Below are 23,586 nucleotides of genomic sequence, written 5' to 3'. Positions count from 1 at the left end.
CCACATCCCACCAGCAGCCACCGAAAACCCCCCGCCACACCACACCCAACCCCGCCCAAAAACCCGGTCACGCCACCTCACAAACAGCTCAGGAAACAGCGCAAGTCGCGCCAATAAATTACCTCTCCACGGGAGCCGCATGACAGCGCAAAATCATCCTTTAGGCGGCCGCCGAAGAGGGTGCGGCGACCCATCATTTCGGCGCACGCATCAGCTATTAAAAGACACACAGCGAGGGCCTTGGTCGCCGACCTAATTGCGGGCGTCGCAGCCATAGCGGGATGCCCGTCGGGATGCCCGTCGGGATGCCCATCGGGATGCCCATCGGGATGCCCATCGGGATGCCCATCGGGATGCCCATCGGGATGCCCATCGGGATGCCCATCGGGATGCCCATCGGGATGCCCATCGGGATAGGCATCGGGATAGGCATCGGGATAGGCATCGGGATAGGCATCGGGATGGCTAGGTCACTAGAAGGAGAACCCATCAAGAGGATCCGGAATGTAGAAGTCCGAATAGAGGGGCACCTAATTCAAGTACCTATTAACCAGACCAGCTCCAGGCGCAGACGCTGGTGTAGCTACAAAAACAGCGATTCAGCTGGGAATTTGTCTATCGCGCACGGCCACGAGTAGAGTCTCGCTACATTGGAGGAGCCGCCCCCCGGCCAGGGGGCGGCTCGTTTTCTCCATTTGTAGTCACTCTTGCCAAGAGACCAACCCAGGAGGTAGCCCATGGTGGCACAGCCCGGCTTACTCATCCACGTCGCTCATCGCGGCTTCCCCCTGTCCCTGGTCGGCGGAGGCGGCGGCGCCCTGGCCCTGTGGGTCGACGTGCCCCCGCCCTACGTCATCCCGGTCGTGCTCATGGTCGCGCTCCGCGTCACCGTCCGCCGGGTACGACCGCGCAGGACGACCGCCTGACGGCCCACAGACGGCCCCAGCACAGCAACAAGCCCCCTACCCGCAGCGAAAGCGCAGGTAGGGGGCCTGGTCAATCAGTCTTACTTCTTCTTGCCCTGGTTCTTCACGGCCTCGATGGCGGCCTTGGCGGCCTCCGGGTCGAGGTAGGTGCCGCCGGGGACGACCGGGCGGAAGTCGGCGTCGAGCTCGTAGGCGAGCGGGATGCCGGTGGGGATGTTCAGGCCCGCGATGTCGGCGTCGGAGACGCCGTCGAGGTGCTTGACCAGGGCGCGCAGGCTGTTGCCGTGCGCGGCGACGAGGACCGTGCGGCCGGCGAGCAGGTCCGGGACGATGCCGTCGTACCAGTACGGCAGCATGCGGACGACGACGTCCTTGAGGCACTCGGTGCGCGGGCGCAGCTCGCTGGGGATCGAGGCGTAGCGCGGGTCGTCGCTCTGCGAGAACTCGGTGCCGTCCTCGAGCGCCGGCGGCGGGGTGTCGTACGAGCGGCGCCAGAGCATGAACTGCTCCTCGCCGAACTCGGCCAGGGTCTGGGCCTTGTCCTTGCCCTGCAGGGCTCCGTAGTGGCGCTCGTTCAGGCGCCAGGAGCGGTGGACCGGGATCCAGTGGCGGTCGGCGGACTCCAGGGCGAGCTGCGCGGTGCGGATGGCGCGCTTCTGGAGGGAGGTGTGGACCACGTCCGGGAGCAGGCCGGCGTCCTTGAGCAGCTCACCGCCCCGGACTGCCTCCTTCTCGCCCTTCTCGTTGAGGTTGACGTCCACCCAGCCGGTGAACAGGTTCTTCGCGTTCCACTCGCTCTCGCCGTGGCGGAGGAGGATCAGCTTGTACGGTGCGTCGGCCATGCCCTTGAGCGTAATCGACGCGCCGAGGCGCCCGCGCCCGGGACGGTTGACGGTAATCGTCAATTCATTGGCGTGCACACGCCCACGTGGGTAAGTTGCGGAGAGTTAAAGAGCCACTTACACCCGGGGGGCCGGCGGAATGTCCGTAGCAAGCGTCAGACAGGCCGCGAGAAGGAGCGTCGCGGGGCTGCCCCGCGAGTTCTGGTGGCTGTGGACCTCCACGTTGATCAACCGGATGGGCGCGTTCGTCGCCACCTTCCTGGCCCTCTATCTCACCCTCGACCGCGGCTACTCGGCCGTCTACGCCGGCCTCGTCGCGGCTCTCCACGGCCTGGGCGGGGTGATCTCCTCCCTCGGCGCCGGCGTGATGGCCGACCGGCTGGGGCGGCGGCCCACGCTGATGATCTCCCAGCTCTCCATGTCCGTCTCCGTGGCACTGCTGGGCTTCATGGAACACCCGGTGGCCATCGCGGCCGTCGCCTTCCTGGTGGGCATGGCCAGCGCCGCCTCGCGCCCGCCCGTGCAGGCGATGATGGCCGACATCGTCGCCCCCAAGGACCGGGTACGGGCCTTCGCCCTGAACTACTGGGCCATCAACATCGGCTTCTCCATCTCCTCGCTCGCCGCCGGCCTCGTCGCCGAGCACAGCTACCTGATCGGCTTCCTCGGCGAGGCCGCGATGACCCTCGCCTGCGCCCTCCTGGTCTTCTGGAAGCTGCCCGAGTCCCGGCCGGAGCCGACGGCCGTCAAGGACGGCGCCGCGGCGGACGAGGAGCCCATCAGCCTGATGACGGTGCTGCGCGACCGGCGCTACATGGGCGTGGTGTTCCTGTCGTTCCTGATGGCCTTCATCTTCATGCAGCACTCGGTCGCCCTGCCGGTGGCCATGGGCGCCGACGGCTTCTCCCCCGGCGACTACGGCACCGTCATCGCGGTCAACGGCGTGCTGATCGTGGCCCTGCAGATCCCCGTGACCCGCTTCATCGAACACCGCGACCCGCGCACGCTGCTGATGCTCTCCGCGCTGCTCGCGGGGTACGGCTTCGGGCTCACCGCCTTCGCCGGATCGGTCGGCGTCTACGCGCTGACCATCGTCGTCTGGACGCTGGCCGAGATCATCAACTCCCCCACCCAGATGGGCCTCGTCGTGCGGCTCTCCCCGGCCCAGGGCCGCGGGCGCTACCAGGGCATGTTCACGCTGTCGTGGCCGGCGGCCGCGCTCGTCGCCCCGCTGGTGGGCGGCTGGCTGATCGATCAGTACGGGGCGGACACCCTGTGGGCGACGTGCGCCGCCGTCGGCACCGTAGCCGCCGCCGGGTACTGGCTGCTGATGCGCGACCTTCCGCCGGCCGACGCCGCTGCGGGCGACACCACCGCGAGCCCGGCCGCCGCGGGGGAGGCGGAGCCGGCGGCGGTCTGAGCCGCCACGCCGTACGAGGAGGGCGACGGGCCTACGCCCCGTCGCCCTCCTCGCGCGTCAGGCGCGCGAAGGCGTCCAGGTTGCGCGTCGACTCGCCGCGCGCCGTACGCCACGCGTACTCCTTGCGGATCGCGCTCGCGAAGCCCATCTCCAGCAGGGTGTTGAAGCTGCCGTCCGCGTGTTCCAGGACCGTGCCCAGGATGCGGTCGACCTCCTCTGACGTCACCGCGGCCAGCGGCAGGCGGCCCACCAGGTAGATGTCACCGAGCCGGTCGACGGCGTAGGCCAGACCGTAGAGCCTGGTGTTGCGCTCCAGCAGCCAGCGGTGCACCGCCTCGTGGTTCTCGTCGGGCCGGCGCACCACGAAGGCGTTGACGGACAGCGAGTGCTTGCCGACGACCAGGGAGACGGTCGTCGAGAGCTTGCGCGTGCCGGGGAGCTTCACGACGTACGTGCCGTCGGCACCGGCCGGGCTCTCCCACTCGAGCCCCGCCTCCTCCAGCGCGTGCTCGATGGTGGTCTTCGCGTCAGACATGAGCCGAGCGTAGGCGACGCCGCCGCTCGGCCATCGCCGCGGTGTACACCTCGGCCGTCCCGGAGGCCGCCGTGTCCCAGCCGAAGGAGCGCGCGTGCCGGGCGGCCGCGTCGCCCATCCGGTCCACGAGTCCGGGCTCGTCGGCGAAGCGGCCGAGGGCGGTCGCGTAGTCGGCGGGGTCGTGGCCGTCGACGAGGAAGCCGCTCACCCCGTCGCGCACGGCCACGGGCAGGCCGCCGACGGCCGCCGCGACGACCGGCGTGCCGCAGGCCTGCGCCTCGGCCGCCACCAGCCCGAAGGACTCGCTGTGGGAGGGCATCACCAGCACGGACGCGGCCCGGTACCAGTCGGCGAGGCGCTCCTGGCCGACCGGCGGGCGGAAGCGGACGACGTCGGCGATGCCGAGCCGGGCGGCCAGCTTCTGCAGGCCCTCGGGCCGGGCGAGGCCGCTGCCGCTGGGGCCGCCGACGACGGGCACCACCATCCGCGCGCGCAGCTCCGGCCGCCGGTCCAGCAGCTCGGCCGTCGCGCGCAGCAGCACGTCGGGGGCCTTGAGGGGCTGGATGCGGCCGGCGAACAGGGGGATCAGGGCGTCGGCCGGCAGCCCGAGCCGCTCGCGGGCGGCGGCGCGGCCGTCGGCGGGACGGAAGCGGTCGAGGTTCACGCCGGGGTGCACCACGGCGACCCTGGCGGGGTCGGCCTGGTAGTGGTGGACGAGCTCGGCGGCCTCGCCGTCGGTGTTGGCGATGAGCCGGTCGGCGGCGCGGACGATCTGGGTCTCGCCGATCACCCGGGCGGTGGGCTCGGGGGTGTCGCCCTCGGCGAGGGCGGCGTTCTTGACCTTGGCCATGGTGTGCATGGCGTGGACGAGCGGCACGCCCCAGCGCTCGGCGGCGAGCCAGCCGACGTGACCCGAGAGCCAGTAGTGCGAGTGCACGAGGTCGTAGTAGCCGGGCCGGTGACCGGCCCAGGCCCGCATCACGCCGTGCGTGAAGGCGCACAGCTGGGCGGGCAGCTCCTCCTTGGCCAGCCCCTCGTAGGGGCCCGCGTCGATGTGCCGCACGAGCACGCCGGGGGCCAGCTCCACGGTGGGCGGGAGGGCGCCGGTGGTGGCGCGGGTGAAGATCTCGACCTCGATGTCGATCGCGGCGAGCCGCTTCGCCAGCTCCACGATGTACACGTTCATGCCGCCCGCGTCGCCCGTACCGGGCTGGTGCAGGGGCGAGGTGTGGACGCTGAGCATCGCCACCCGCCGGGGCCGGCGGTGACCGCCCAGACGCAGCAGCTGGGGCTTGGGGAAGGGGCCGAGCGTACGGCCGCGGCGGGCGCCGAGCCGGGTTGCGTACTGGCTCACCGTGCGTATCCTCCGTCCACCGTCGAGGGCTCATCCGCCCCTGGGGACGTGCTCTGGCCGTGCTGCGTGCTGGGAACTGCCTGCTCTCCACCCTGCCAACACAACGAGGGCGGGTGCCATTTCCACTTTGCCAAAGCGTGATGAAGCCCGGCACACCGGCCGCCCCTGCGGCCCTCCCGGCGGAGCCCGTCCGGCGCGACGAGGGGCCGCCCGGGGCCCGGTACGGTGTTCGCATGATGTCCGTCCGGTCCCGCCCGATCGGTTCCGCCACCCGGGGGACCACCAACCCCAACCGGCTCCGTCGCATGGACCGCTGGATCGCCGCCGCCCACGCGGGCGTGCTGCGACGGGCGGCCGACCCGGTCGCCGTGGACCTCGGGTACGGCGCCGCGCCTTGGACGGCCGTCGAGTTGCTCGGGCGGCTGCGGACCGTCCGGCCGGACGCCGAGGTCGTGGGCGTCGAGATCGACCCGGCCCGGGTCGCGGCGGCCAAGCCCTACGAGCGGGACGGCCTGTCCTTCGCGCACGGCGGCTTCGAGGTGCCGCTGCCGGCCGGGCGGCGACCGCTGCTGATCCGGGCCGCGAACGTCCTGCGGCAGTACGACGAGGACCAGGTCGAGGAGGTCTGGGCGCGGCTGTGCGCGCGCCTGGCGCCGGGCGGCCTGGTCGTTGAGGGCACCTGCGACGAGATCGGCCGCCGCCACGTATGGGTGGCGCTCGGCCCGGAGGGCCCCCGCACCCTGACCTTCGCGGCACGCCTGGGCTCCCTCGGCACCCCCTCCGACCTGGCCGAACGCCTGCCGAAGGCGCTCATCCACCGCAACGTCCCCGGCGAGCCCGTGCATGCCTTCCTGCGCGACTTCGACCGGGCGTGGGCGGCGCTGGCCCCCTACGGGGCGCTCAGCGCGCGGCAGCGGTGGATACGGACGGCCGCCACGCTGCGGGCCGACTGGCCCGTCGTGGACGGCCCCCACCGGTGGCGCCAGGGGAACTGACCCTTCGCTGGGACGCGCTGGCGCCCAGAAGCTGAGGCCGGGGGCCAAGGCCCGGGCCGAAGCCGGGCCGGGGCCGGGGCCGGGCGGGGGCTCAGCCCAGCTCGGCCAGCAGCGCGTCGACCAGCGGCCGGTCCCGGTCGTGGGTGAGCCGCAGCCGCGCGTCGGCCGGGGGCAGCCACACCACCTCGTCCACCTCCTTGTTCGGGGCGAACGCCCCGCCCACCGCCTCCGCCAGCCAGTAGTGGACCTCCTTCGGCCGCCCGTCCACCACGTACCGCGACGTCTCCAGGGCCGCCCCCGGCACGCACCGCATGCCGGTCTCCTCCAGCACCTCCCGCACCGCGCCCCTCAAGGGGTCCTCGCCACGCTTGAGCTTGCCTTTCGGCCAGGACCAGTCGTCGTACTTCGGCCTGTGCACCAGCGCCACCTCGACGGGGTGCCGCTCGCCGCGCCGCCACAGCACGCACCCCGCCGCGCGCACCACGTCGCCGCCCGGCCCGGGCGGCTCGCGCCGTTGTCCGGTCACGGCGTCACCCGCTGCCAGATCCGCCCGAAGGCGTAGCGCGCCGACTCCACCTCGTGCCGCTGGTCGGCGTGCAGCACGCCGAGGGCGTACGCGGTGGCGGGGGCGATGCGCGGGGTGCGGGCGGCGGACGCCGCGGACGCGGCCGCCTCGGCGGCGTCGCGGTGCCGGTCCAGCGCCTGCCCCGCGCCCAGCAGCCGTACCGACAGCGAGGGTTCCGCCTCGCCCTGCTCGTGCTCGTCGAGCACCTCCTGGGCGTAGCGGCGCAGCCGTACCAGCCGTCGGGCCTGGTGCCAGGGCGCGTCCTGGCGGGACTCGGCGGGCGGCGAGTCGGCGGCCTGCGTCGCCGCCAGGCCGTGCGCGAGCGCCTCCGCGTTGTACGGCCGGCCGGCCACCCCCAGCGGCAGCGCCTCCACCGCGTCGGTCAGCCGCCGGTGCGTCTGCTCGACCAGGCAGGGCAGCGCCTCCCGGGCGAGCAGGTCCCGGGCCGCCGGGTCCAGCGGCACCTCGGAGGCCAGCACGGCGACCGCGTCGGCCAGAGCGTGGAAGCGGGAGGAGCCCAGGGCCTGCAGAGCCGCCGAGTGGGAGCGGGTACGGGCCAGGCTGAGCTGCCGGTCGAGCAGGGCTCCGGCCCGGGCCGCCCCCACCGTCAGCGAACCGGTGCCCTCCGGCTCGCCTTCCGCCCGCGACAGCCTGTGCAGCGCGCCCCGCAGCCGCGCGAGCCGCGCCGCGTACGCGTGTTCGCGCCCCAGCACGCCGGTCAGCCACACCAGTTCGGTGCGGAGCTGGTCCGTCCACGCGGTGTCGGTGAGCGGGCGGTAGACCTGCAGCACCCCGGCGACGCGGCGCGCGGAGCGCCGCAGCAGCCGGGCGGCCTCGCTCGCGTCCTCGGCGTCGGCGCCGCTCTCCGCGTGCAGCCGCAGGCTGCGCAGGAAGTCCGTCGCCTGCCCGTGCAGATATCCCGCGAGCACGTCCCCGGCGGTCGCCGTGCCCATGGCCACGGACGCGGACCCGGGCACGGACACAGACACGGACACGGGTACCCCCACCGGCCCGGCCGGACCGGACGGATTCGTCGTCATCATTTCCTGCCCCCCAGTGGCAGCGGCCGGTACGGCGACCGTAACCGGCGCGTCATGAACCGGCGGGTCATGAGGTCGCTGAGCCACGCCGGCGCCTCCGGGCGTCAATGAGCATCTCCTGCACGTTCCGCAGCGGCTGCCCGTCGGCGTCCGTGGCGTGCCGCGTCCAGTTGCCGTCCGGACCCAGGTGCCAGGAGGCGGTGCTGTCGGACACCCCGAGCTCCAGCAGCTTGCTGAGCGAGGAGCGGTGGGCGGGGTCGGTGACCCGCACCAGCGCCTCGATGCGCCGGTCGAGGTTGCGGTGCATCATGTCCGCGCTGCCCAGCCACACTTCGGGCTCGCCGCCGTTGCCGAAGGCGAAGACGCGCGAGTGCTCCAGGAACCGTCCCAGCACGCTGCGCACCCGGATCTTCTCCGACAGCCCCGGCACGCCCGGCCGCAGCGCACAGATGCCGCGCACCCAGATGTCCACCGGCACCCCGGCCCGCGCCGCGCGGTACAGGGCGTCGATCACGGCCTCGTCCACCATCGAGTTGACCTTGACGCGCACGTACGCGGGCCGCCCGGCCCGGTGATGCGCGACCTCCTTGGTTATCCGGGAGACGAGGCCGTCGCGCAGCGAGCGGGGCGCGACCAGCAGCCGCCGGTAGGTCTCGCGCCGCGAGTAGCCGGAGAGGCGGTTGAACAGGTCGGAGAGGTCCGCGCCCACCTGCGCGTCGGCGGTCAGCAGGCCGAAATCCTCGTAGAGCCGGGCCGTCTTGGGGTGGTAGTTGCCCGTGCCGACGTGCGAGTAGCGGCGCAGCGTCTCGCCCTCCTGCCGCACCACCAGCGACAGCTTGCAGTGCGTCTTGAGGCCCACCAGCCCGTAGACCACGTGACAGCCGGCCTCCTCGAGCTTGCGGGCCCACTTGATGTTGGCCTGCTCGTCGAAGCGCGCCTTGATCTCGACGAGGACGAGGACCTGCTTGCCGGACTCGGCGGCGTCTATCAGCGCGTCGACGATCGGCGAGTCGCCCGAGGTCCGGTACAGCGTCTGCTTGATCGCCAGTACGTCCGGGTCGGCCGCGGCCTGCTCGAGGAAGGCCTGCACGGAGGTGGAGAAGGAGTCGTAGGGGTGGTGCAGCAGCACGTCCCGCTCCCGCAGCGCCGCGAAGATGTCCGGCGCGGAGGCGGACTCGACCTCGGCGAGGTCACGGTGCGTTCCGGCCACGAACTTGGGGTACTTGAGCTCGGGCCGGTCCAGCGAGCCGATGGCGAAGAGCGCGGTGAGGTCGAGCGGCCCGGGCAGCGGGTAGACCTCGGCGTCGGAGATCTTCAGCTCGCGCACCAGCAGGTCCAGGACGTACGGGTCGATGGTCTCCTCGACCTCCAGCCGCACGGGCGGGCCGAAGCGGCGGCGCATGAGCTCCTTCTCCAGGGCCTGCAGGAGGTTCTCGGCGTCGTCCTCCTCGACCTCGAGGTCCTCGTTGCGCGTCACCCGGAACATGTGGTGGGCGAGCACCTCCATGCCGGGGAAGAGCTCCTCGAGATGCGCCGCGATGACGTCCTCCAGCGGGACGAACCGCTGCGGGGAGGTCTCCAGGAAGCGCGGCAGCACCGGCGGCACCTTCACGCGCGCGAAGTGGTCGTGCCCGCTGACCGGGTTGCGCACGACGACCGCGAGGTTGAGCGAGAGCCCGGAGATGTACGGGAAGGGGTGGGCCGGGTCGACGGCCAGCGGCGTCAGCACGGGGAAGATCTGCTGCCGGAAGAGCGTGAAGAGCCGGCCCTGCTCCTTGTCGGTCAGCTCGGGCCAGCGGATCAGGTGGATGCCCTCCTCGGCGAGCTCGGGGGCGACGTCCTGGTGGTAGCAGGCGGCGTGCCGGGCCATGAGCTCGCGGGAGCGGGTCCAGATCAGCTCCAGCACCTCGCGCGGCTGCAGCCCGGAGGCGGAGCGGGTGGCGACGCCGGTGGCGATGCGGCGCTTGAGTCCGGCGACGCGGACCATGAAGAACTCGTCGAGGTTGCTGGCGAAGATCGCCAGGAAGTTGGCCCGCTCGAGGAGGGGGGTCGCCGGGTCCTCGGCCAGCTCCAGCACCCGCTCGTTGAAGGCCAGCCAGCTGCGCTCGCGGTCCAGGAAGCGCCCCTCGGGCAGCGCCTCGGCCGGCCGGTCCTCCCCCGGGGCCGCGCTCTTGAGCTCGTACGCGTCCAGCTCGTCCCCCAGCTGTGGCACGCCCGCCACGACAGCCGCGTTCGGCCGGTGGGCCGCGATGAACCCTACCGAGTCGGTGTTGTCGTGCGCACGTGCGCCGGACGACCGGTCCATGTCTTCATTGTTCCGCGCCGCGGGCCGCACCGGCGCGTCGGGCGAGAACGCGGGGGCGGCGCGAAGCCGTCGTTCGGTCGCGCGAGACGTTGCGGGCTGCATTGGGCAAGGCTCGCAACCGAGGTTGAATCACGGGTAACGCGCACGTGACGTGGAGGAATCGCCGGACGGGCGGACGGGCCGGACGCGGGGGCCCAGAGGCCCGTTCCGGCGACCGGGCGGGCTGCGACGCCCCGGAGGCCTGTGCGGCGCGTCAGGGGCCCGTCCAGCGCGTTCAGGGGCGCGTGCGGGCGCCTCAGGGGTACGTCCGGCGGATCAACCACATCGCGGCTCCCGCCGCCAGCGCGGCGAGCGCCAGCGCGATCGCGGCCTCCGTCCACTGCAGGGTCCACAGGTGCGAGGACGGGTGGTAGTCGAGATACCACCCGGTGGCGTCGTGCTGCTCGGCGCACCGCTCCGGGCTGACGCCCACCTTGCAGTCCGGCTCGGGAACGCGGCCTCCCGACCGGGCGATCAGGCCCCGCTCGAGTATCCAGGCGTCCCCCTTGATCAGGCCCGGCATCTCGGGGGAGAGCTCGGTGACCGGGCCGGTCAGCCGGGGCCGCAGCGACTCCAGGCCCCCCGCCAGCGCGAGGTACGTCACGAGCGTGCCGCCCATGGCCGCCAGGGTGCGCTTGAGCGCCAGCCCCATCAGCGCGCCCACGGCCAGCGCGAGCAGCGCGTGGGCGACGGGGACGGCCCCGAGCATGTCGTACGAGCGGGACCACCACTCCTCCGGCAGCGTCCGCGCGGGCACGGCCCGCCAGGTCCAGGTGTAGGCGGCGGACAGCAGCGAGAGCCCGGCCAGCACGGCCACGGCCGGCACCGCCATCCTGACCGCGAGCCAGCGCCCCGGCGAGACGGACTGGGTCCAGGCGAGCCGGTACGTACCGCTCTCCATCTCCCGCCCGATCATGGGTCCGGCGACGAACAGCCCGGCCAGCAGCGGCAGCAACTCGACGAACAGGCCGACGTAGTGCAGCGGATCGCCGAAGTCGGCGCGGAAGGTGTTGACGGCGTCGTTCGAAAAGCCGCAGCCCGACTCCTCGGCGCAGGCGGTGTCGAGGCTGTGGGAGCGGACGTAGCCGGTGATCGCCGCCTGCAGGAACCCCAGCGTCACCAGGAGTGCGACCAGCACGCCCAGGGCGGCCCACGCCGTGGCGCGGTGCCGGCGCAGCGTCAGCCATACGAGCCCGGCCGTCCCGGAGCCCCCGTCGCCGCCGGTGCCCGTCCGTACGCCCGGGGAGGACGCGCCCGGGGACTCGCCCGAGGAGGACGCGCCCGGGTCGGCCGCCGCCCTCATGCCGCCCACCTCGAGGCCGGCATGCGCGGCTCGGCGCTCGGCGCGAGGAGCGCGGGGGCTCCGGGCGCGCGCAGATGGCCGAGGAGCAGCTCTTCCAGGGACGGTTCGGTGATCTCCCACGTGCCGCTGATGGGGCCCTCGGGGCGTATGAGCGCGGTGAGCTGACGGCCCGTCGTGCGCGCCTCGACGATCGTGTGCGCGGCGAACTCCCGTGGTGTGCCGACGTCCTCGTAGCGGCCCACGACGAGCCGGTGCACGGAGATGAGGTCCTCGACCTCGCCCGCGAGCCGGACGCGCCCGTCGGCTATCAGCAGCAGGTAGTCGCAGACGCCCTCGAGCTCGCTGAGGATGTGCGAGGCGATGACGACGGTGGTGGCGCGCTCGGCGGCCTCGGCCATCAGGGCGGCCATCATCCCGTGCCGCACGAGCGGGTCGAGGTCGCTCATCGGCTCGTCCAGCAGGAGCAGTTCGGGCCGCTTGCCGAAGGCGAGGGCCAGGGCCACGCACGTGCGCTGGCCGCCGGAGAGGGAGCCCACGCGCGCGTGGGGCGAGAGGTCCCCCTGGCGCACCAGCCGCTCGGCGACGGCCTGGTCCCAGCGGCCGGGATTCAGGGCGGCGCCCATGCGCAGGGTCTCGGCGATCGTGAAGTGCGGGTAGAGCGGCTTGTCCTGGGCGACGTAGGCGACGCGGGGGCGGACGGCGGGGTCGCCCGGGGCCCCGCCGAGGACGCGCAGCCGGCCTCCGGAGGAGCGGCGCAGCCCGGCCGCGAGGGCGAGCAGGGTGGACTTGCCCGCGCCGTTGGGGCCCACCAGGGCGCACACCCGGCCGGCCGGTACCCGGAACGTGCATGCGCGCAGCGCCTCGCGCCGCCGGTGCCTCGCCCGCAGCCCGACCGCCTCCAGGGCGGTCCGGTCGGGGAGGAAGGTCAGTTCGTTCATGCAGTCCCCTCAGTCGCATGGTGGTCCGCCGGCGCGTGGTCCCCGAAGGCCTCGGCCAGGACGGCGGCGGCCAGCGCGGCCACGTCCTCCCGGTCGAGCCCGGCCGCGCGGGCGCGTGTCATCCAGTCGGCCAGCTCGGCGCGCAGCGGGGAGTCGGCGGCCGCGCCCGGGCGTGCCAGCGACTTCCGTACGAACGTTCCCAGTCCGGGACGCGCCTCGACCAGACCCGCGCGGTCCAGCTCGCGGTAGGCCTTCAGGACGGTGTTGGGGTTGATGGCGGTGGCCGCGACGACCTCTTTGGCGGTGGGCAGCTTGTCGCCGGGGGCGAGCAGGCCCAGGCGCAGGGCCTGCTCGACCTGGTGCACGATCTGGAGGTAGGTGGCGACTCCACTGCGCCGGTCGATGCGGAACTCGACCACGCGCATCACCCTTTCACTACTTGACTAGTGAAAGGGTGATGGAGGGGGGTGGGCCTGTCAATCAATGCCCGCGGCGCGCCTCTTCGGCCCGGGGCGCAGGCTCAGCTCTCGGTCCGGGGCGCAGGCTCAGCTCTCGGTCCGGTACATCAGGTCCGTCTCGTGCGTCGTGAAGCCCAGCCGCTCGTAGACGCTGACGGCCGCGGAGTTGTCGGCGTCGACGTAGAGCATCGCCGTCGGCAGTCCCTTGTCCGCCAGATGCCGCAGCCCGATCGTGGTCAGCGCCTTGCCGAGACCGCCGCCCTGGGCGCCGGGCCGCACGCCCAGCACGTAGACCTCGCCCAGACCCTCGTCCGCGTGCACCTTCGTCCAGTGGAACCCGACGATCTCCCCGCCCTTCTCGGCCAGGAAGAAGCCGTCCGCGTCGAACCAGCCCTCCGCCTTGCGGTCGTCGAGATCCCGCTGCGTGAGCGACCCCTGCTCCGGGTGGTGCGCGAACGCGGCCGCGTTCACCGCCAGCCACGCCTCGTCGTCCTCGCCGGGCCGGAACGCCCGTACGGTCACGCCCTCGGGCAGCACCGGATCGGGCAGCGCCAGGTCCGTCAGCGGCCTGCGCATCTGGCGCAGCTCGCGGAACAGGCTCAGCCCGAGCACCTGCGCCAGGTGCCGGGCGGCCGGGTGACCGCCGTGCGCCCACACCCGCAGCCGCTTGCCGGACTCGGTCAGCAGGGCGTTGCCCAGCGCGCGCCCGTGCCCGTGCCCCCGGTGGTCGGGGTGCACGACGAGCTCGCCGGCCGGCGCCTCCACCGGGTCGTTCGCCTCCAGCTGGCCGTACCCCACCAGCTCCTTGTCCATGGCGCGCAGCAGGACGTGCAGCACGCCCGCGCGCCACCCCTTGAGCTGCAGGCGCCCCTGTTCCGAGACGGCCGGCTGCCCGTCCGCGGCGGCGGCCTCGCCGATCAGGCGCAGCACGTCCTCCGCCTGTCCGGGCGCCAGCTCCTCCAGCACCTCGATGCGCCGCTGTCCGCTCACGTCGTTCACCACGTCACTCATGAGGCGAGCCTACGACCTGGCCGCGGCAGGGGATGCGGCACAAGTCACCCTTCCTTCACCGCACCCCTCCTGCCGGGCTACGCGCGTCAACCGTATGCTGCGCCCGACCTGATACACCCCCAGCACATTGACCGAAAAAGGGGAACACATGCCCGCGAAGCCGCCGCGCAAGCGCAGCACCATCAGACGGCTGACCGCCACCACCGCCGTGCTCGCCGCCACCGCCGGCGTCCTGACCGCCGGAACCGCCCCGGCCGGCGCCTCGGACGCGTACGGAAAGCGCCACGGCCGCACGGTGGACGTGCAGCTGCTCTCCTTCAACGACCTGCACGGCAACCTCGAGCCCCCGCAGGGCTCCTCCGGCACCGTGACCGAGACGCAGGCCGACGGCACGACGAAGGTCATACCCGCGGGCGGCGTCGAGTACCTCGCCAACTCGCTGCGCACGGCCCGCAAGGGCCACGAGTACTCCATCACCGCGGCGGCCGGCGACATGATCGGCGCGAGCCCCCTGATGACCGGTCTCTTCCACGACGAGCCGACCATCGAGGCCCTCAACAAGATCAAGCTGGACGCGACCTCCGTCGGCAACCACGAGTTCGACGAGGGCCGCGCCGAACTGCTGCGCATGCAGCGCGGCGGCTGCCACCCCAAGGAGGGCTGCTTCGAGAAGGGCAAGACCTTCAAGGGCGCCGACTTCCCCTACCTCGCCGCGAACGTCGTCGACGAGAAGACCGGCAAGCCGATCCTCAAGCCGTACACGATCTGGCAGCACAAGGGCGTGAAGATCGGCATCATCGGTCTCACCCTCGAGGGCACCCCCGACGTCGTCACGGCCGAGGGCGTCAAGGGCCTGAAGTTCCGCGACGAGGTCGAGACGATCGACAAGTACGCCAAGGAGCTCGACCGCCAGGGCGTGAAGTCGATCGTCACCCTCGTCCACGAGGGCGGCATGCCGGCGTCCGGCTCGTACAACTACAACTGCGACACCCCCGGCGCCGGCGCGGGCATCTCCGGCCCGATCGTCGAGATCGCCAAGAAGGTCACGCCCAAGGTCGACGCCTTCATCACCGGCCACACCCACCAGGCCTACGCCTGCACCATCCCCGACCCGTCGGGCGCCCCGCGCACGGTGACCTCGGCCGCCTCCTTCGGCCGCCTCTACACCGACACCACGCTGACGTACGACCGTCGCACCAAGGACATCGTCCGCACCAGCGTCAAGGGCCCCCGCGCCACCAACCACGTCGTGAACCGCGAGCAGCCCAAGGCCGCGGACATGACCCGTCTCATCGACCGCTGGAAGACCCTCGCGGCCCCCGTCGCCAACAAGCCCGTCGGCTACATCTCCGCCGACATCAACGGCCGCGGCTCCGAGGACTACGAGAAGCCGCTCGGCGACGTCATCACCGACGCCCAGCTCGAGGCCCTCGCCCCGAAGGACAAGGGCGGCGCCCAGATCGCCTTCATGAACCCCGGCGGCATCCGCTCCGACCTCGCCCACAAGGCCTCCGGCAACGAGGGCGACGGCGTGGTGACCTACGGCGAGGCCTTCACGGTCCAGCCCTTCACCAACCTCATGCAGCTCAAGGACCTCACCGGCGCCCAGGTCATCGCCGTCCTGAAGCAGCAGGTCAGCGGCCCCAACGAGCCCAGCCCCAAGATCCTGCAGGTCAGCAAGGGCCTGACCTACACCCTTGACCTGACGAAGAAGGGCGCCGACCGCGTCGTCGCCTCCTCCGTCAAGCTGAACGGCACCCCCATCGACCCCGCCAAGACCTACCGTGTCGCGGGCAACGAGTTCCTGATGGGCGGCGGCGACGGCTTCCCCGCCTTCAAGGAGGGCACCAACAAGCTCGTCGCGGCCTCGGACCTCGACGTCTTCGTCGCCTACCTGCAGGCCCACTCCTCCAAGGAGTCCCCGCTGGCCCCGCCGAAGGCGGAGCGCATCACGGTGGTGAAGTAACTCCCTGAGACGCCCGCTCGCCGCGCGCGCGGCGAGCGGGTGCCTCACGGTTCAGCGGCGGTGAGACCGTACGCGGCCCGCCGCGGCCTCCGGAAGCCGTTCAGCGCCCGGAGAAGAGCCGCGGGATCCCCGTACGGGTCGAGCTGATCGTCCAGAGCGCGCCATGCGCATTCGTAGTCCCGGCACACCACCTGCCAGGCCGCGCGCCGCGTCGGCAGCCGCGAGACGTCCTGGTCCTTCCTCACGGCGGCGTACCACTCCTCGCTGCACCGGATCGGGGAGAGCTCGGGCGCCCAGTCCGCCTCCCTCTCGTCGGGCTCAAGGTCCCACCTCACGTGTTCAAGGCGCTCCTCCGTCGTCCGCGTGGTGGTCACGACCCGGTCCTCGGCCCCGGCGGGGTCGGCCCACGAGGCCTCGTCCAGAAGGTCGTCCAGCTCGGGCAGACCAGGCGGCAGCCCATGCCGGATCGGCAGGTCGGCGACGGCGATGTCCCGTATCACCCGCAGCAGTCTCTGCCGGTCACGCCAGTCGTTGCCGCCGTTCCTGACGAGCTGGTAGACGCACTCCCAGGCCTCGCGGTCGCTGCTGAACCAGTGGGCCACCGTGTCCGCTCCGGTGAGCAGCTGATTACCCCTGTCGCGCCAGGTGTGCTCCATGACCCTCGCCGCGTTCTGGAGAAGCCGACGGTGATAGGCCCTGAGTTCGGCCGCCACGGGCTTTTCGGGACGCTTGTGGTCGGGAAAGGCGTGGGGGTAGGTCTCCCGCTCGAACCGAATGAACCGCGGGCTACGGCGCAGTTCGGTCAGGTCGGGGTCCTGGATCAGGAGCCACGAGCGTCTGAGGGAGTAGGAACCGCTCCTGCCCGTTCTCGCGGCGTCCTCGAGCTCTTCCACGGCCAGGGCCGCGAGCCGTTCACCGTCCTTGGAGAATTTCGGGTGGCCCATGGCGGCGGCGTAGACGCAGGCCGCGTTGTAGCTGTCCTGCCAGGGCCTGCGGGGGCGCGGGAGCCGCCGCTTCAGCCAGTGGGGTATCGGCCGGTCGAGGAGGTGCTGGACCCGCTGGTCGAGCGTACGCACGTCGCCGATCCACGCCGGCGTCGACGACGCTGCCGCCAAGGGCCTGATCTTCCCGTCCGGGCCGCGCGGCCCGTCCCTCTCGTAGTACGCCCAGGACAGCCGCAGAGGCGCCCACACCTTGACGTTGAGCCGGAGCGAGGCCCGGGTGAGGGTTCCCCGATGTCGCGCGCCCACGAAGGGGAGCAGCGTGGCCCAGGGCGAGTCCCGGGCGAGCTGTCGCATCTCCTCGAGGCAGGCACGCTGGAAGATGAGGCGTACGAGCCACGTCGCCCGCTCCTCCTGGAGGGCTTCCATCAGCCAGGCCGTGATCCTTTCCCTTTCCGTCGCCTCCGTCCGGCCACTGGTCCATCCTCTGAAAGCCCGCCAGTAGCGGTCGGCGAAGGCCGGCGCCATCGCTGCGCGGATCTGGTCACGGGCGCAGGCCCGCCGTGGGAAGTGGCCGTTGTCCGAAGAACTCACGCACCACTGCCGGGCGGTCTGTTCGCCGACACCCAGAACGACGGCGTAGCGGTACCGGACCTCCAACAGGCCTTTGCTCCACCACCGGTACCGTCTCCGGAAGAATCGCCGGGGGTCGCCGTATCTCATCGCCAGACGCTGTTCCCGCTGTCGATTCGTGCACCCGTCCAGCAGCATCGCACCGTAGTACGTCTCAAGAGCGTCGAGGTGCAGCCAGAGCTTCTCCTGTATGCCCGCGATCTGGGTGCGCAGGTACAGGTTCGAGGGGTCGAGCCGGAGAGCGGCGTAATAGCGGTCCAGGGCGTCGTCGAACTTCCGTTCCCTGCTGAGGCGACGCCCCTCCTGATAGGCGGCGAACAACTCGGGATCCAGGTCCCGCCCGTGCCATTCCTGCCAGGGCGGCCGCCTGCCCGCCCGCGTCACGGGCACGATCGCGGCCATGACCCAGTTCCCGCCCGTCCTCACCACGTCGTCCCACGTATCGCCCCACAGCGTCTCCGTACGGCTGCCCCGCATGGCATAGGACGTGACCGTGATGGTCATCCCGCACCGCGGCTCGCGGGCCCGGGCCCGCAACACCCCGCGCACCGTGTAGGCGATCTTGGGTCGAAGCCGGCTGAAGAGCCGGAGCAGACTCGTGCCGAACTTCTTCGGTTCGAGGTCCACGTCCCCGAGCAGGTCGATGAAGTTCTCGGCAGGGGTTTCGGCAGGCAGGGCGCTCGGCGGATAGAGATTGGTCTCCGAAAGATATTTGCGCAGCTGGGCGGTCAACCCCTCGAGTTCCTGCTCGACTTCCGGGCTCGACGCGACGAGCTTCTGCACATCGACCGGACCGGGCCGGTGCGCGTTGCGGGCGAGCATCCACCGACGCCAGAACACGAACGTGAGCAGGAGGAGCAGCAGACACCCGAAGCGCACGCTCAGCGGCGCCCCGTCCTTGCCGATCGTCACCAGGCGCGCCACCCCGGCGACGCACTGCATCACGAACGCGAAAAGCCCCTCGAAAGGCCCCCACCAGTCACCCGTGACGTGCCAGGCGGGCTTTCGCATCCCGACCGCGTGCACCGCGAACAACAACGCCAGGGCAGCGAGCCCCGTCAGAACCGCCGCTCGCTTCACACGCGGAACCGGCAGCAGCGAAGCCTCGGTGGCGGCGTGTCTCTCCGGCCGAGAAGACATGTCGACCCCCCAACTCACCCGGGTCGACCGCTCGGGTCGTCACTTCCAGTCTTCTACGGATCCCCGCCCCGGCAAATCGACCGCGCCCGGCGTCGCTCCGGGGCGACGACGCCTGATCCGGGCGGGGAGGGGTGGCGGCAGGGCGCGTGGGGGTGCGGGGTGGCGCTCGTGCGCGGAGGAGGCTTGGGAGGGGTTCCACGCCGGTAGAGAGCACCGCATGAAACTCTTCCACCGCGCCCTGACCACCCTCACCGCCACCGCCCTGCTCTGCGTGGCCGGCGCCATGCTGGCGGCACCGGCCCAGGCCGACGTCGACGTCCACCTGATCCTGGTGGACGCCCACGCCGACGGCACCATCGATCTCGACGTGGCGGGCAGCCGGGTGATCTCGCTTCCGGACCCGCTGGATCTCGGATAGCCGCCAGCGATGTCCGACACGTACGCGTAACAGACTCCCGGTAGCGTCCGGCGCCAGGACGAGGGCAAGGGAGCACCGATGCGCGACGGCACGACGGCGATACGGGTCCGGCCGGGGGTGTACGACGACCTCGTCGCCCTCACCGGCATCTACAACCACTACGTGGTCCACACGCCCGTCACCTTCGACATCGCCCCCGTCGACGTCGACGCCCGCCGCGCATGGCTGGACGCCCACCCCGCGACCGGCCGCCACCGGCTCCTGGTCGCCGAGGAGGCCGGCACGGTCCTCGGCTACGCCACGAGCGGCCCCTTCCGCGACAAGCAGGCCTACGAGACGTCGGTCGAGACCAGCGTCTACCTCGCCCCCGGCCATACGGGCCGAGGCCTCGGCGGTCTGCTCTACGACGCCCTTTTCGAGGCCCTCGCCACCGAGGACGTCCACCGGGCGTACGCGGGCATCACCCAGCCCAACGCGGCGTCCATGCGACTGCACGAACGATTCGGTTTCCGCCCGGCCGGGGTGATGGAGCAGGTCGGGCGGAAGTTCGGCGCATTCTGGGACGTGGCCTGGCTGGAGAAGCGGCTCGGCCGGCCGGAACCGGGCAGGTAGCGGAACCGGGCGGGATCAGGGCCGTTCCGGCCTCGGGCGGGTCACTCGGCCCGGGTGGCGTAGTGGGCGAGGGACGGCTCGAGGAGCCCGAAGACCCGGGCGGCGTCCGCGGCGACGTGGACGGCGATCCGGGCGTTGTCGCACCCGGCGAGGGTGAGTTCCTGGATCCGCTGGAACAGGACCCGGTGAGCGGCGCCGAGTTGGGCCGCCGCGGCCCTGGGGACGATGTCGCCGGGGTCGGCGCCGGTGGCGGCCGCCAGGGCCTGGGCGAGGGCTTCCTCGCGTTGGTCGTGGAGGTCGCGAACCCGTGCCGTGAGGGTCGGGCTGTCGGCGATCATGCGGGAGAAGTCGGGGCCGGCGAAGCCCGCGACGGGGTCCTGGTCCTGGACGGCGCCGTCGAAGGCGCGGCGCAGCGAGTCCAGCGCCGATTCGCCGGGGTCGCGGTCGGCGACGGCCTGGGCCAGGCTCGTCACGAACTCCTCGTGGTGGTCGAGGGCCAGGTCCTCCTTGCGCGGGAAGTAGTTGGTGACGGTCTTCTTCGCGACCCGGGCCGCGGCGGCGATCTCGGCGATGGTGGTGCTCTCGAAGCCCTGCTCGATGAAGAGCCTGGTCGCGTGAGCGGAGATCGACTGCCGGGTCTCCTGCTTCTTGGACTCCCGGAGGCCCATGGGTTCGCTGCGCATGGAGAAATCTTACATCCGACGTATCTTTTCGCTTGACGCACCCACTGCGCTTGGCTTAAGTTTACGTCGGTAGCAAGTTTGCTCAGCGTGCACGAATCCGAGGAGCCCCATGAACATCACCGCTTCCGCCGTGTCCCTGACCGTCGACGACGTGGCCGCCTCCCGGGACTTCTTCATCACGCACTTCGGCTATGCGGAGGTCATGGCCGCGGACGGCTTCGTCTCGCTGTCCCGCGAGGACACGGCCGTCGACCTGGTCCTGCTGCGGCGCGGCATACCCGTACTGCCCGTCGAGCAGCGCGACCAGCGCGCCTCCGGCCTGATCGTGGTGTTCACCGTGACCGACATCGAGGAGCAGGAGCGCCGGCTGCGCGCCGAGGGCGTCACCATCACGATGCCGCTGCGCGAGGAGCCCTGGGGCGAGCGGCTCTTCCTGGTCACCGACCCCAACGGAGTCGTGGTCGAGCTCGTCGAATGGGTGACCCCGGCCGGCGCCTGACCGGCAGCCCGGGCTGATCGCGGCCGATCGGAGAGAGACGATCGGGGCGTAAAGCACAAGGCGGGCGGCTCTTCCTCTTTGCGGACGGCGGGAGTTATCACTGAGTGGTGCGTGCGGCCACCACGCGACCCGCACGCCGAGGAGGAGCTTCCCGTGAACATCGAGTCAGCCCCGGCCACCGGCTGGTACGTCGACTCCCGCTGCACCAACTGCGACGTCGCCCGGCAGCTCGCGCCGGACCTCATCGCGGAGGTGGACGGGCGCGCCGAAGTGGTCCGTCAGCCGCGCACCGAGGAGGAGGTGCGGCAGTTGCACACGGCGGCGTACGCCTGCCACACCCGTTCCATCCGCCACACCGAACACCGCCTCGACCCCGCCCTGGACCCGTTCCCCCTCGCCCTCGACGACACCGTCTCCCTCTGCGGGCACAACTCGCCCCACACCGCCGCCGCGAACGCGTATCTGCTGCGGCGGCCGTCCGGCACCACGATGATGATCGACACCCCGCGCTGGAGCGCCGCCCTGGCGGACCGCTACGAGGCGGCGAGCGCCGGGCCCGTCACCGACGTCCTGCTCACCCACCGGGACCACGCGGCGCACGGACGCCAGTACGCGGACCGGTTCGGCGCCCGGCTGTGGATCCATGAGGGCGACCTCGACGCGTCCCCCGACGCCGACCACGTTCTGCGCGGGACCGATCCCGTCGAGATCGCCGAGGGGGTGGTGGTCCACCCGCTCCCGGGGCACACGCTCGGCAGCGTGCTCTACGTGGCCGACGAGCGGTACTGCTTCACCGGCGACAGCTTCTACTGGTCGCGTACGACGGGCGACCTGGAGGTGGCGGAGAGCGTGGTCTGGTACTCGATCACGGAGCTCGCCGCCTCCCTGGCCCGTACGGCCGAGAGGCTGCGCTTCGAGTGGGTACTGCCGGGCCACGGCGACCGCAAGCGGCTGCCCGCGCCGGAGATGGCCCGGCGGCTGCGAGGCCTGACGGCGCGCACCCAGGCGCTCGAGCCCCAGCCCGTCGACTTCACCGCCCTGCGCTGGTAGCGCGCCACCACGACAACGCGCCACCGCCACAAAGGGCTCAGGGCTTTCCCGTCGCGAGGATCCGGTGGGCGAGGGCCACCAGGTCGGGGAGGGCCGGGTGTCCCAGCCCCTCGCGCCAGGCGAGGACGACGGGGACGGTCGGCGCGTCCGCGAGCGGGCGGTAGACCAGCGAGGGGTGCATGTGGTTGCTCGGGGTGGCCGACGTGGAGACCCCGACGGCGCGGCCGGCGGCGATGACCATGAGCCACTCGTCGGTGTTGGTCACCTCGATGGTCGCGACGGGCCGGGCCGCCGGCGGCCAGAGGTCCATGGTCGTGGTGCCGGAGACGGTGTTGAGGGCGATCGGACGGTCGGCGAGGTCCGCCAGGGTGACCTCGGGGAGCTCCGCCAGCGGGCTGTCGGCCGGCATGACCACCACCCGCGTCTCCGACAGCAGCGGCTCGGTGCGCAGCCCGGGCGAGGTGACCGCACCGCGCAGCAGGGCCGCGTCGACCTTGCCCTGGGTGAGACCGGCCGTGCGGTCGTCGACGCGGAGCAGTTCCAGCGGGATGCCGGGGTGCGTCTCGTCCCAGCGGCGCAGCAGGGGGACGGTATGGTCGCCGAGCGCCGCCCAGGTGTGGCCCAGGCGCAGGGGCCGGTTGGTCAGCCCTCGGGGGTCGAGGGCGGTCTCGACGGCGGAGAGGGCGGCTTGGGCCCGGCCGCGGAAGGTGCGGCCTTCGGGGGTCAGTTCGAGGTGGTGCGTGGAGCGGTCGACGAGGCGGGCGCCCAGGTGGTCCTCGAGCTGGCGCAGGGTGCGGGAGAGCGCCGGCTGGGTGAGGTGGAGGCGGGCAGCGGCGCGAGTGATGGTGCCCGCCTCGGCGATGGCGAGGAAGGCCCGCAGGTGCCGCAGCTCGATGGTCATGCCTCGGAAGCATAACCGCACGGCAAGAGGCATTTCCCACGGGCGTGGCCGGGTTTCTAGCGTGGGGGCATGACATCCACCGCGCACGCACCCACCTCCTCCGCGACGGCGGCAGCGCCCGTCGTCCTTCGCCATGCAGCCGGGCGCGGCACGCTCGGCGGCGTCGGCCTCGTCCTGGCCGGGACGGTGTCCGTCCAGTTCGGGTCGGCGTTCGCCGCGCTGCTGTTCCCGCGGGCAGGGGCGCTCGGCACGGTCGCGCTGCGGGTGACGCTGGCCGCGTTGGTGCTGCTGGTCGTCACCCGGCCCCGGCTGCGGGGGTACTCGCGCGCGGACTGGGCGGTGGCCGGCGCGTTCGGCCTGGCCCTCGGCGGCATGAACATCCTCTTCTACCAGGCGATCGACCGTATCCCGCTGGGGGCGGCGGTCACCCTGGAGGTGCTCGGGCCGCTGCTGCTGTCGGTCGTCGCCTCGCGCCGCGTCGCCGGCCTGCTGTGGGCGGCCCTCGCACTGGCCGGGGTCTTCCTGCTGGGCCGCGGCGGCTTCGGCGAGCTCAACGCCGGGGGTGTGGCCTTCGCGCTGGGCGCGGGGGCGATGTGGGCGGCGTACATCGTGCTCAACGCCCGTGCGGGCGCCCGCTTCCCGCGGCTGGACGGTCTGGCGATCGCGATGACCGTGGCCGCGCTGGTCGCCCTGCCGCTCGGTGCCGGCACATCGGGCGGGACGCTGCTGGAACCGGCGGTGCTCGGCCTGGGCCTGGCGATCGCGGTGATGAGTTCGGGCGTGCCCTACGCCCTGGAGCTGCTCGCCCTGCGTCGGCTGCCCACCGCGACGTTCGCGGTGCTGACGGCCCTGGCGCCGGCCGTCGCCGCGCTGGCGGGCTATCTGGTGCTGGGCCAGGGGTTGTCGCTGCCGCAGTGCGCCGCGATCGCCATGGTGGTCACGGCGAGCGCGGGCGCGGTGCGTACGGGCAAACGGTGAGCGAATCGCCCGGAACCGCCCGCCCATGGCGACA

General features: G+C 72.1%; 22 protein-coding genes and 1 pseudogene. 9 read left to right on the top strand and 14 right to left on the bottom strand.

The window, feature by feature from the left end:
• Positions 1-217: 217 nt before the first annotated feature.
• A complete protein-coding gene (locus tag J1792_RS08405) occupies positions 218-409 on the bottom strand; it encodes a hypothetical protein (RefSeq protein WP_207246916.1) in 192 nt (63 codons plus the stop codon).
• Positions 410-737: 328 nt separating this feature from the next.
• On the opposite strand from J1792_RS08405, the gene J1792_RS08400 reads away from it, so the two are divergent.
• Positions 738-926: a hypothetical protein gene (locus J1792_RS08400; RefSeq protein ID WP_207246915.1), complete on the top strand. Its 189-nt coding sequence runs from the start codon at positions 738-740 to the stop codon at positions 924-926.
• A gap of 80 nt (positions 927-1,006) precedes the next feature.
• Here the strand turns inward: J1792_RS08400 and J1792_RS08395 are convergent, their stop codons facing one another.
• A complete protein-coding gene (locus J1792_RS08395; RefSeq protein WP_086571261.1) occupies positions 1,007-1,768 on the bottom strand; it encodes a phosphoglyceromutase in 762 nt (253 codons plus the stop codon).
• Positions 1,769-1,907: 139 nt separating this feature from the next.
• Here J1792_RS08395 and J1792_RS08390 point away from each other — a divergent pair, with 139 nt between their 5' ends.
• Complete coding sequence (locus J1792_RS08390) at positions 1,908-3,188, top strand: MDR family MFS transporter (protein WP_086571259.1); 1,281 nt, start codon at positions 1,908-1,910, stop codon at positions 3,186-3,188.
• Between the two features lie 31 nt (positions 3,189-3,219).
• On the opposite strand, the gene J1792_RS08385 is transcribed toward J1792_RS08390, so the two are convergent.
• Positions 3,220-3,723: a type III secretion system chaperone family protein gene (locus J1792_RS08385; protein WP_086571257.1), complete on the bottom strand. Its 504-nt coding sequence runs from the start codon at positions 3,721-3,723 to the stop codon at positions 3,220-3,222.
• Positions 3,716-5,077 carry a D-inositol-3-phosphate glycosyltransferase gene (mshA, locus tag J1792_RS08380; RefSeq protein WP_179198944.1) on the bottom strand — a complete coding sequence of 454 codons (1,362 nt, stop codon included), beginning with the start codon at positions 5,075-5,077 and terminating at the stop codon, positions 3,716-3,718. Before mshA ends, J1792_RS08385 begins: the two co-directional genes overlap by 8 nt.
• 233 nt (positions 5,078-5,310) lie before the next feature.
• Here mshA and J1792_RS08375 point away from each other — a divergent pair.
• A pseudogene (locus J1792_RS08375) lies at positions 5,311-6,107 on the top strand (class I SAM-dependent methyltransferase).
• 56 nt (positions 6,108-6,163) lie between these two features.
• On the opposite strand, the gene J1792_RS08370 reads toward J1792_RS08375, so the two are convergent.
• From J1792_RS08370 to mshD, 7 genes are all read right to left on the bottom strand, one after another.
• Complete coding sequence (locus J1792_RS08370) at positions 6,164-6,598, bottom strand: NUDIX hydrolase (RefSeq protein WP_207246914.1); 435 nt, start codon at positions 6,596-6,598, stop codon at positions 6,164-6,166.
• Positions 6,595-7,590: a CHAD domain-containing protein gene (locus J1792_RS08365; RefSeq protein ID WP_242645805.1), complete on the bottom strand. Its 996-nt coding sequence runs from the start codon at positions 7,588-7,590 to the stop codon at positions 6,595-6,597. Before J1792_RS08365 ends, J1792_RS08370 begins: the two co-directional genes overlap by 4 nt.
• A 154-nt stretch (positions 7,591-7,744) precedes the next feature.
• On the bottom strand, positions 7,745-9,982 hold the full coding sequence (locus J1792_RS08360; protein ID WP_086573139.1) for an RNA degradosome polyphosphate kinase: 2,238 nt from the start codon (positions 9,980-9,982) through the stop codon (positions 7,745-7,747).
• Between the two features lie 295 nt (positions 9,983-10,277).
• On the bottom strand, positions 10,278-11,324 hold the full coding sequence (locus tag J1792_RS08355; protein ID WP_207246912.1) for an ABC-2 membrane transporter-related protein: 1,047 nt from the start codon (positions 11,322-11,324) through the stop codon (positions 10,278-10,280).
• Positions 11,321-12,262, bottom strand: a complete 942-nt coding sequence (locus J1792_RS08350) for an ABC transporter ATP-binding protein (RefSeq protein WP_086573142.1) — start codon at positions 12,260-12,262, stop codon at positions 11,321-11,323. Before J1792_RS08350 ends, J1792_RS08355 begins: the two co-directional genes overlap by 4 nt.
• Complete coding sequence (locus tag J1792_RS08345) at positions 12,259-12,687, bottom strand: GntR family transcriptional regulator (RefSeq protein WP_086573144.1); 429 nt, start codon at positions 12,685-12,687, stop codon at positions 12,259-12,261. Before J1792_RS08345 ends, J1792_RS08350 begins: the two co-directional genes overlap by 4 nt.
• A 120-nt stretch (positions 12,688-12,807) precedes the next feature.
• Positions 12,808-13,731 carry a mycothiol synthase gene (mshD, locus tag J1792_RS08340; protein WP_207246911.1) on the bottom strand — a complete coding sequence of 308 codons (924 nt, stop codon included), beginning with the start codon at positions 13,729-13,731 and terminating at the stop codon, positions 12,808-12,810.
• A 148-nt stretch (positions 13,732-13,879) separates the two neighbouring features.
• Here mshD and J1792_RS08335 point away from each other — a divergent pair, with 148 nt between their 5' ends.
• The gene (locus J1792_RS08335) at positions 13,880-15,697 is read left to right on the top strand and encodes a bifunctional metallophosphatase/5'-nucleotidase (protein WP_086573146.1); all 1,818 of its coding nucleotides are present in this window, start codon (positions 13,880-13,882) and stop codon (positions 15,695-15,697) included.
• Positions 15,698-15,741: 44 nt separating this feature from the next.
• Here the strand turns inward: J1792_RS08335 and J1792_RS08330 are convergent, their stop codons facing one another.
• The gene (locus tag J1792_RS08330; protein WP_207246910.1) at positions 15,742-18,282 is read right to left on the bottom strand and encodes a hypothetical protein; all 2,541 of its coding nucleotides are present in this window, start codon (positions 18,280-18,282) and stop codon (positions 15,742-15,744) included.
• Between the two features lie 346 nt (positions 18,283-18,628).
• Here J1792_RS08330 and J1792_RS08325 point away from each other — a divergent pair, with 346 nt between their 5' ends.
• Together J1792_RS08325 and J1792_RS08320 are read left to right on the top strand one after the other, a co-directional pair.
• Positions 18,629-18,829 (top strand): hypothetical protein, encoded by a 201-nt coding sequence (locus tag J1792_RS08325; protein WP_207246909.1) that lies wholly within the window; start codon positions 18,629-18,631, stop codon positions 18,827-18,829.
• Between the two features lie 78 nt (positions 18,830-18,907).
• The gene (locus J1792_RS08320; RefSeq protein WP_207246908.1) at positions 18,908-19,441 is read left to right on the top strand and encodes a GNAT family N-acetyltransferase; all 534 of its coding nucleotides are present in this window, start codon (positions 18,908-18,910) and stop codon (positions 19,439-19,441) included.
• 41 nt (positions 19,442-19,482) lie between these two features.
• Here J1792_RS08320 and J1792_RS08315 read toward each other — a convergent pair whose 3' ends face one another.
• The gene (locus J1792_RS08315; protein WP_086573128.1) at positions 19,483-20,124 is read right to left on the bottom strand and encodes a TetR/AcrR family transcriptional regulator; all 642 of its coding nucleotides are present in this window, start codon (positions 20,122-20,124) and stop codon (positions 19,483-19,485) included.
• 109 nt (positions 20,125-20,233) lie between these two features.
• On the opposite strand from J1792_RS08315, the gene J1792_RS08310 reads away from it, so the two are divergent.
• Positions 20,234-20,623 (top strand): VOC family protein, encoded by a 390-nt coding sequence (locus tag J1792_RS08310; protein ID WP_086573129.1) that lies wholly within the window; start codon positions 20,234-20,236, stop codon positions 20,621-20,623.
• 153 nt (positions 20,624-20,776) lie between these two features.
• Positions 20,777-21,673, top strand: coding sequence for an MBL fold metallo-hydrolase (locus J1792_RS08305; RefSeq protein WP_086573131.1), 897 nt, complete (start codon positions 20,777-20,779; stop codon positions 21,671-21,673).
• Between the two features lie 37 nt (positions 21,674-21,710).
• On the opposite strand, the gene J1792_RS08300 is transcribed toward J1792_RS08305, so the two are convergent.
• Positions 21,711-22,574, bottom strand: coding sequence for a LysR family transcriptional regulator (locus J1792_RS08300; protein WP_086573132.1), 864 nt, complete (start codon positions 22,572-22,574; stop codon positions 21,711-21,713).
• Positions 22,575-22,643: 69 nt separating this feature from the next.
• Between J1792_RS08300 and J1792_RS08295 the strand changes: the two genes are divergently transcribed.
• Entirely contained in the window at positions 22,644-23,552 is a 909-nt protein-coding gene (locus tag J1792_RS08295) for an EamA family transporter (RefSeq protein ID WP_086573134.1), read from the top strand.
• The last annotated feature ends 34 nt before the right edge of the window (positions 23,553-23,586 follow it).

Origin of the sequence: Streptomyces triculaminicus, assembly GCF_017349075.1 — a bacterium.
GTDB lineage: Bacteria > Actinomycetota > Actinomycetes > Streptomycetales > Streptomycetaceae > Streptomyces > Streptomyces triculaminicus.
This window is presented reverse-complemented; position numbering and strand designations above follow the sequence as displayed.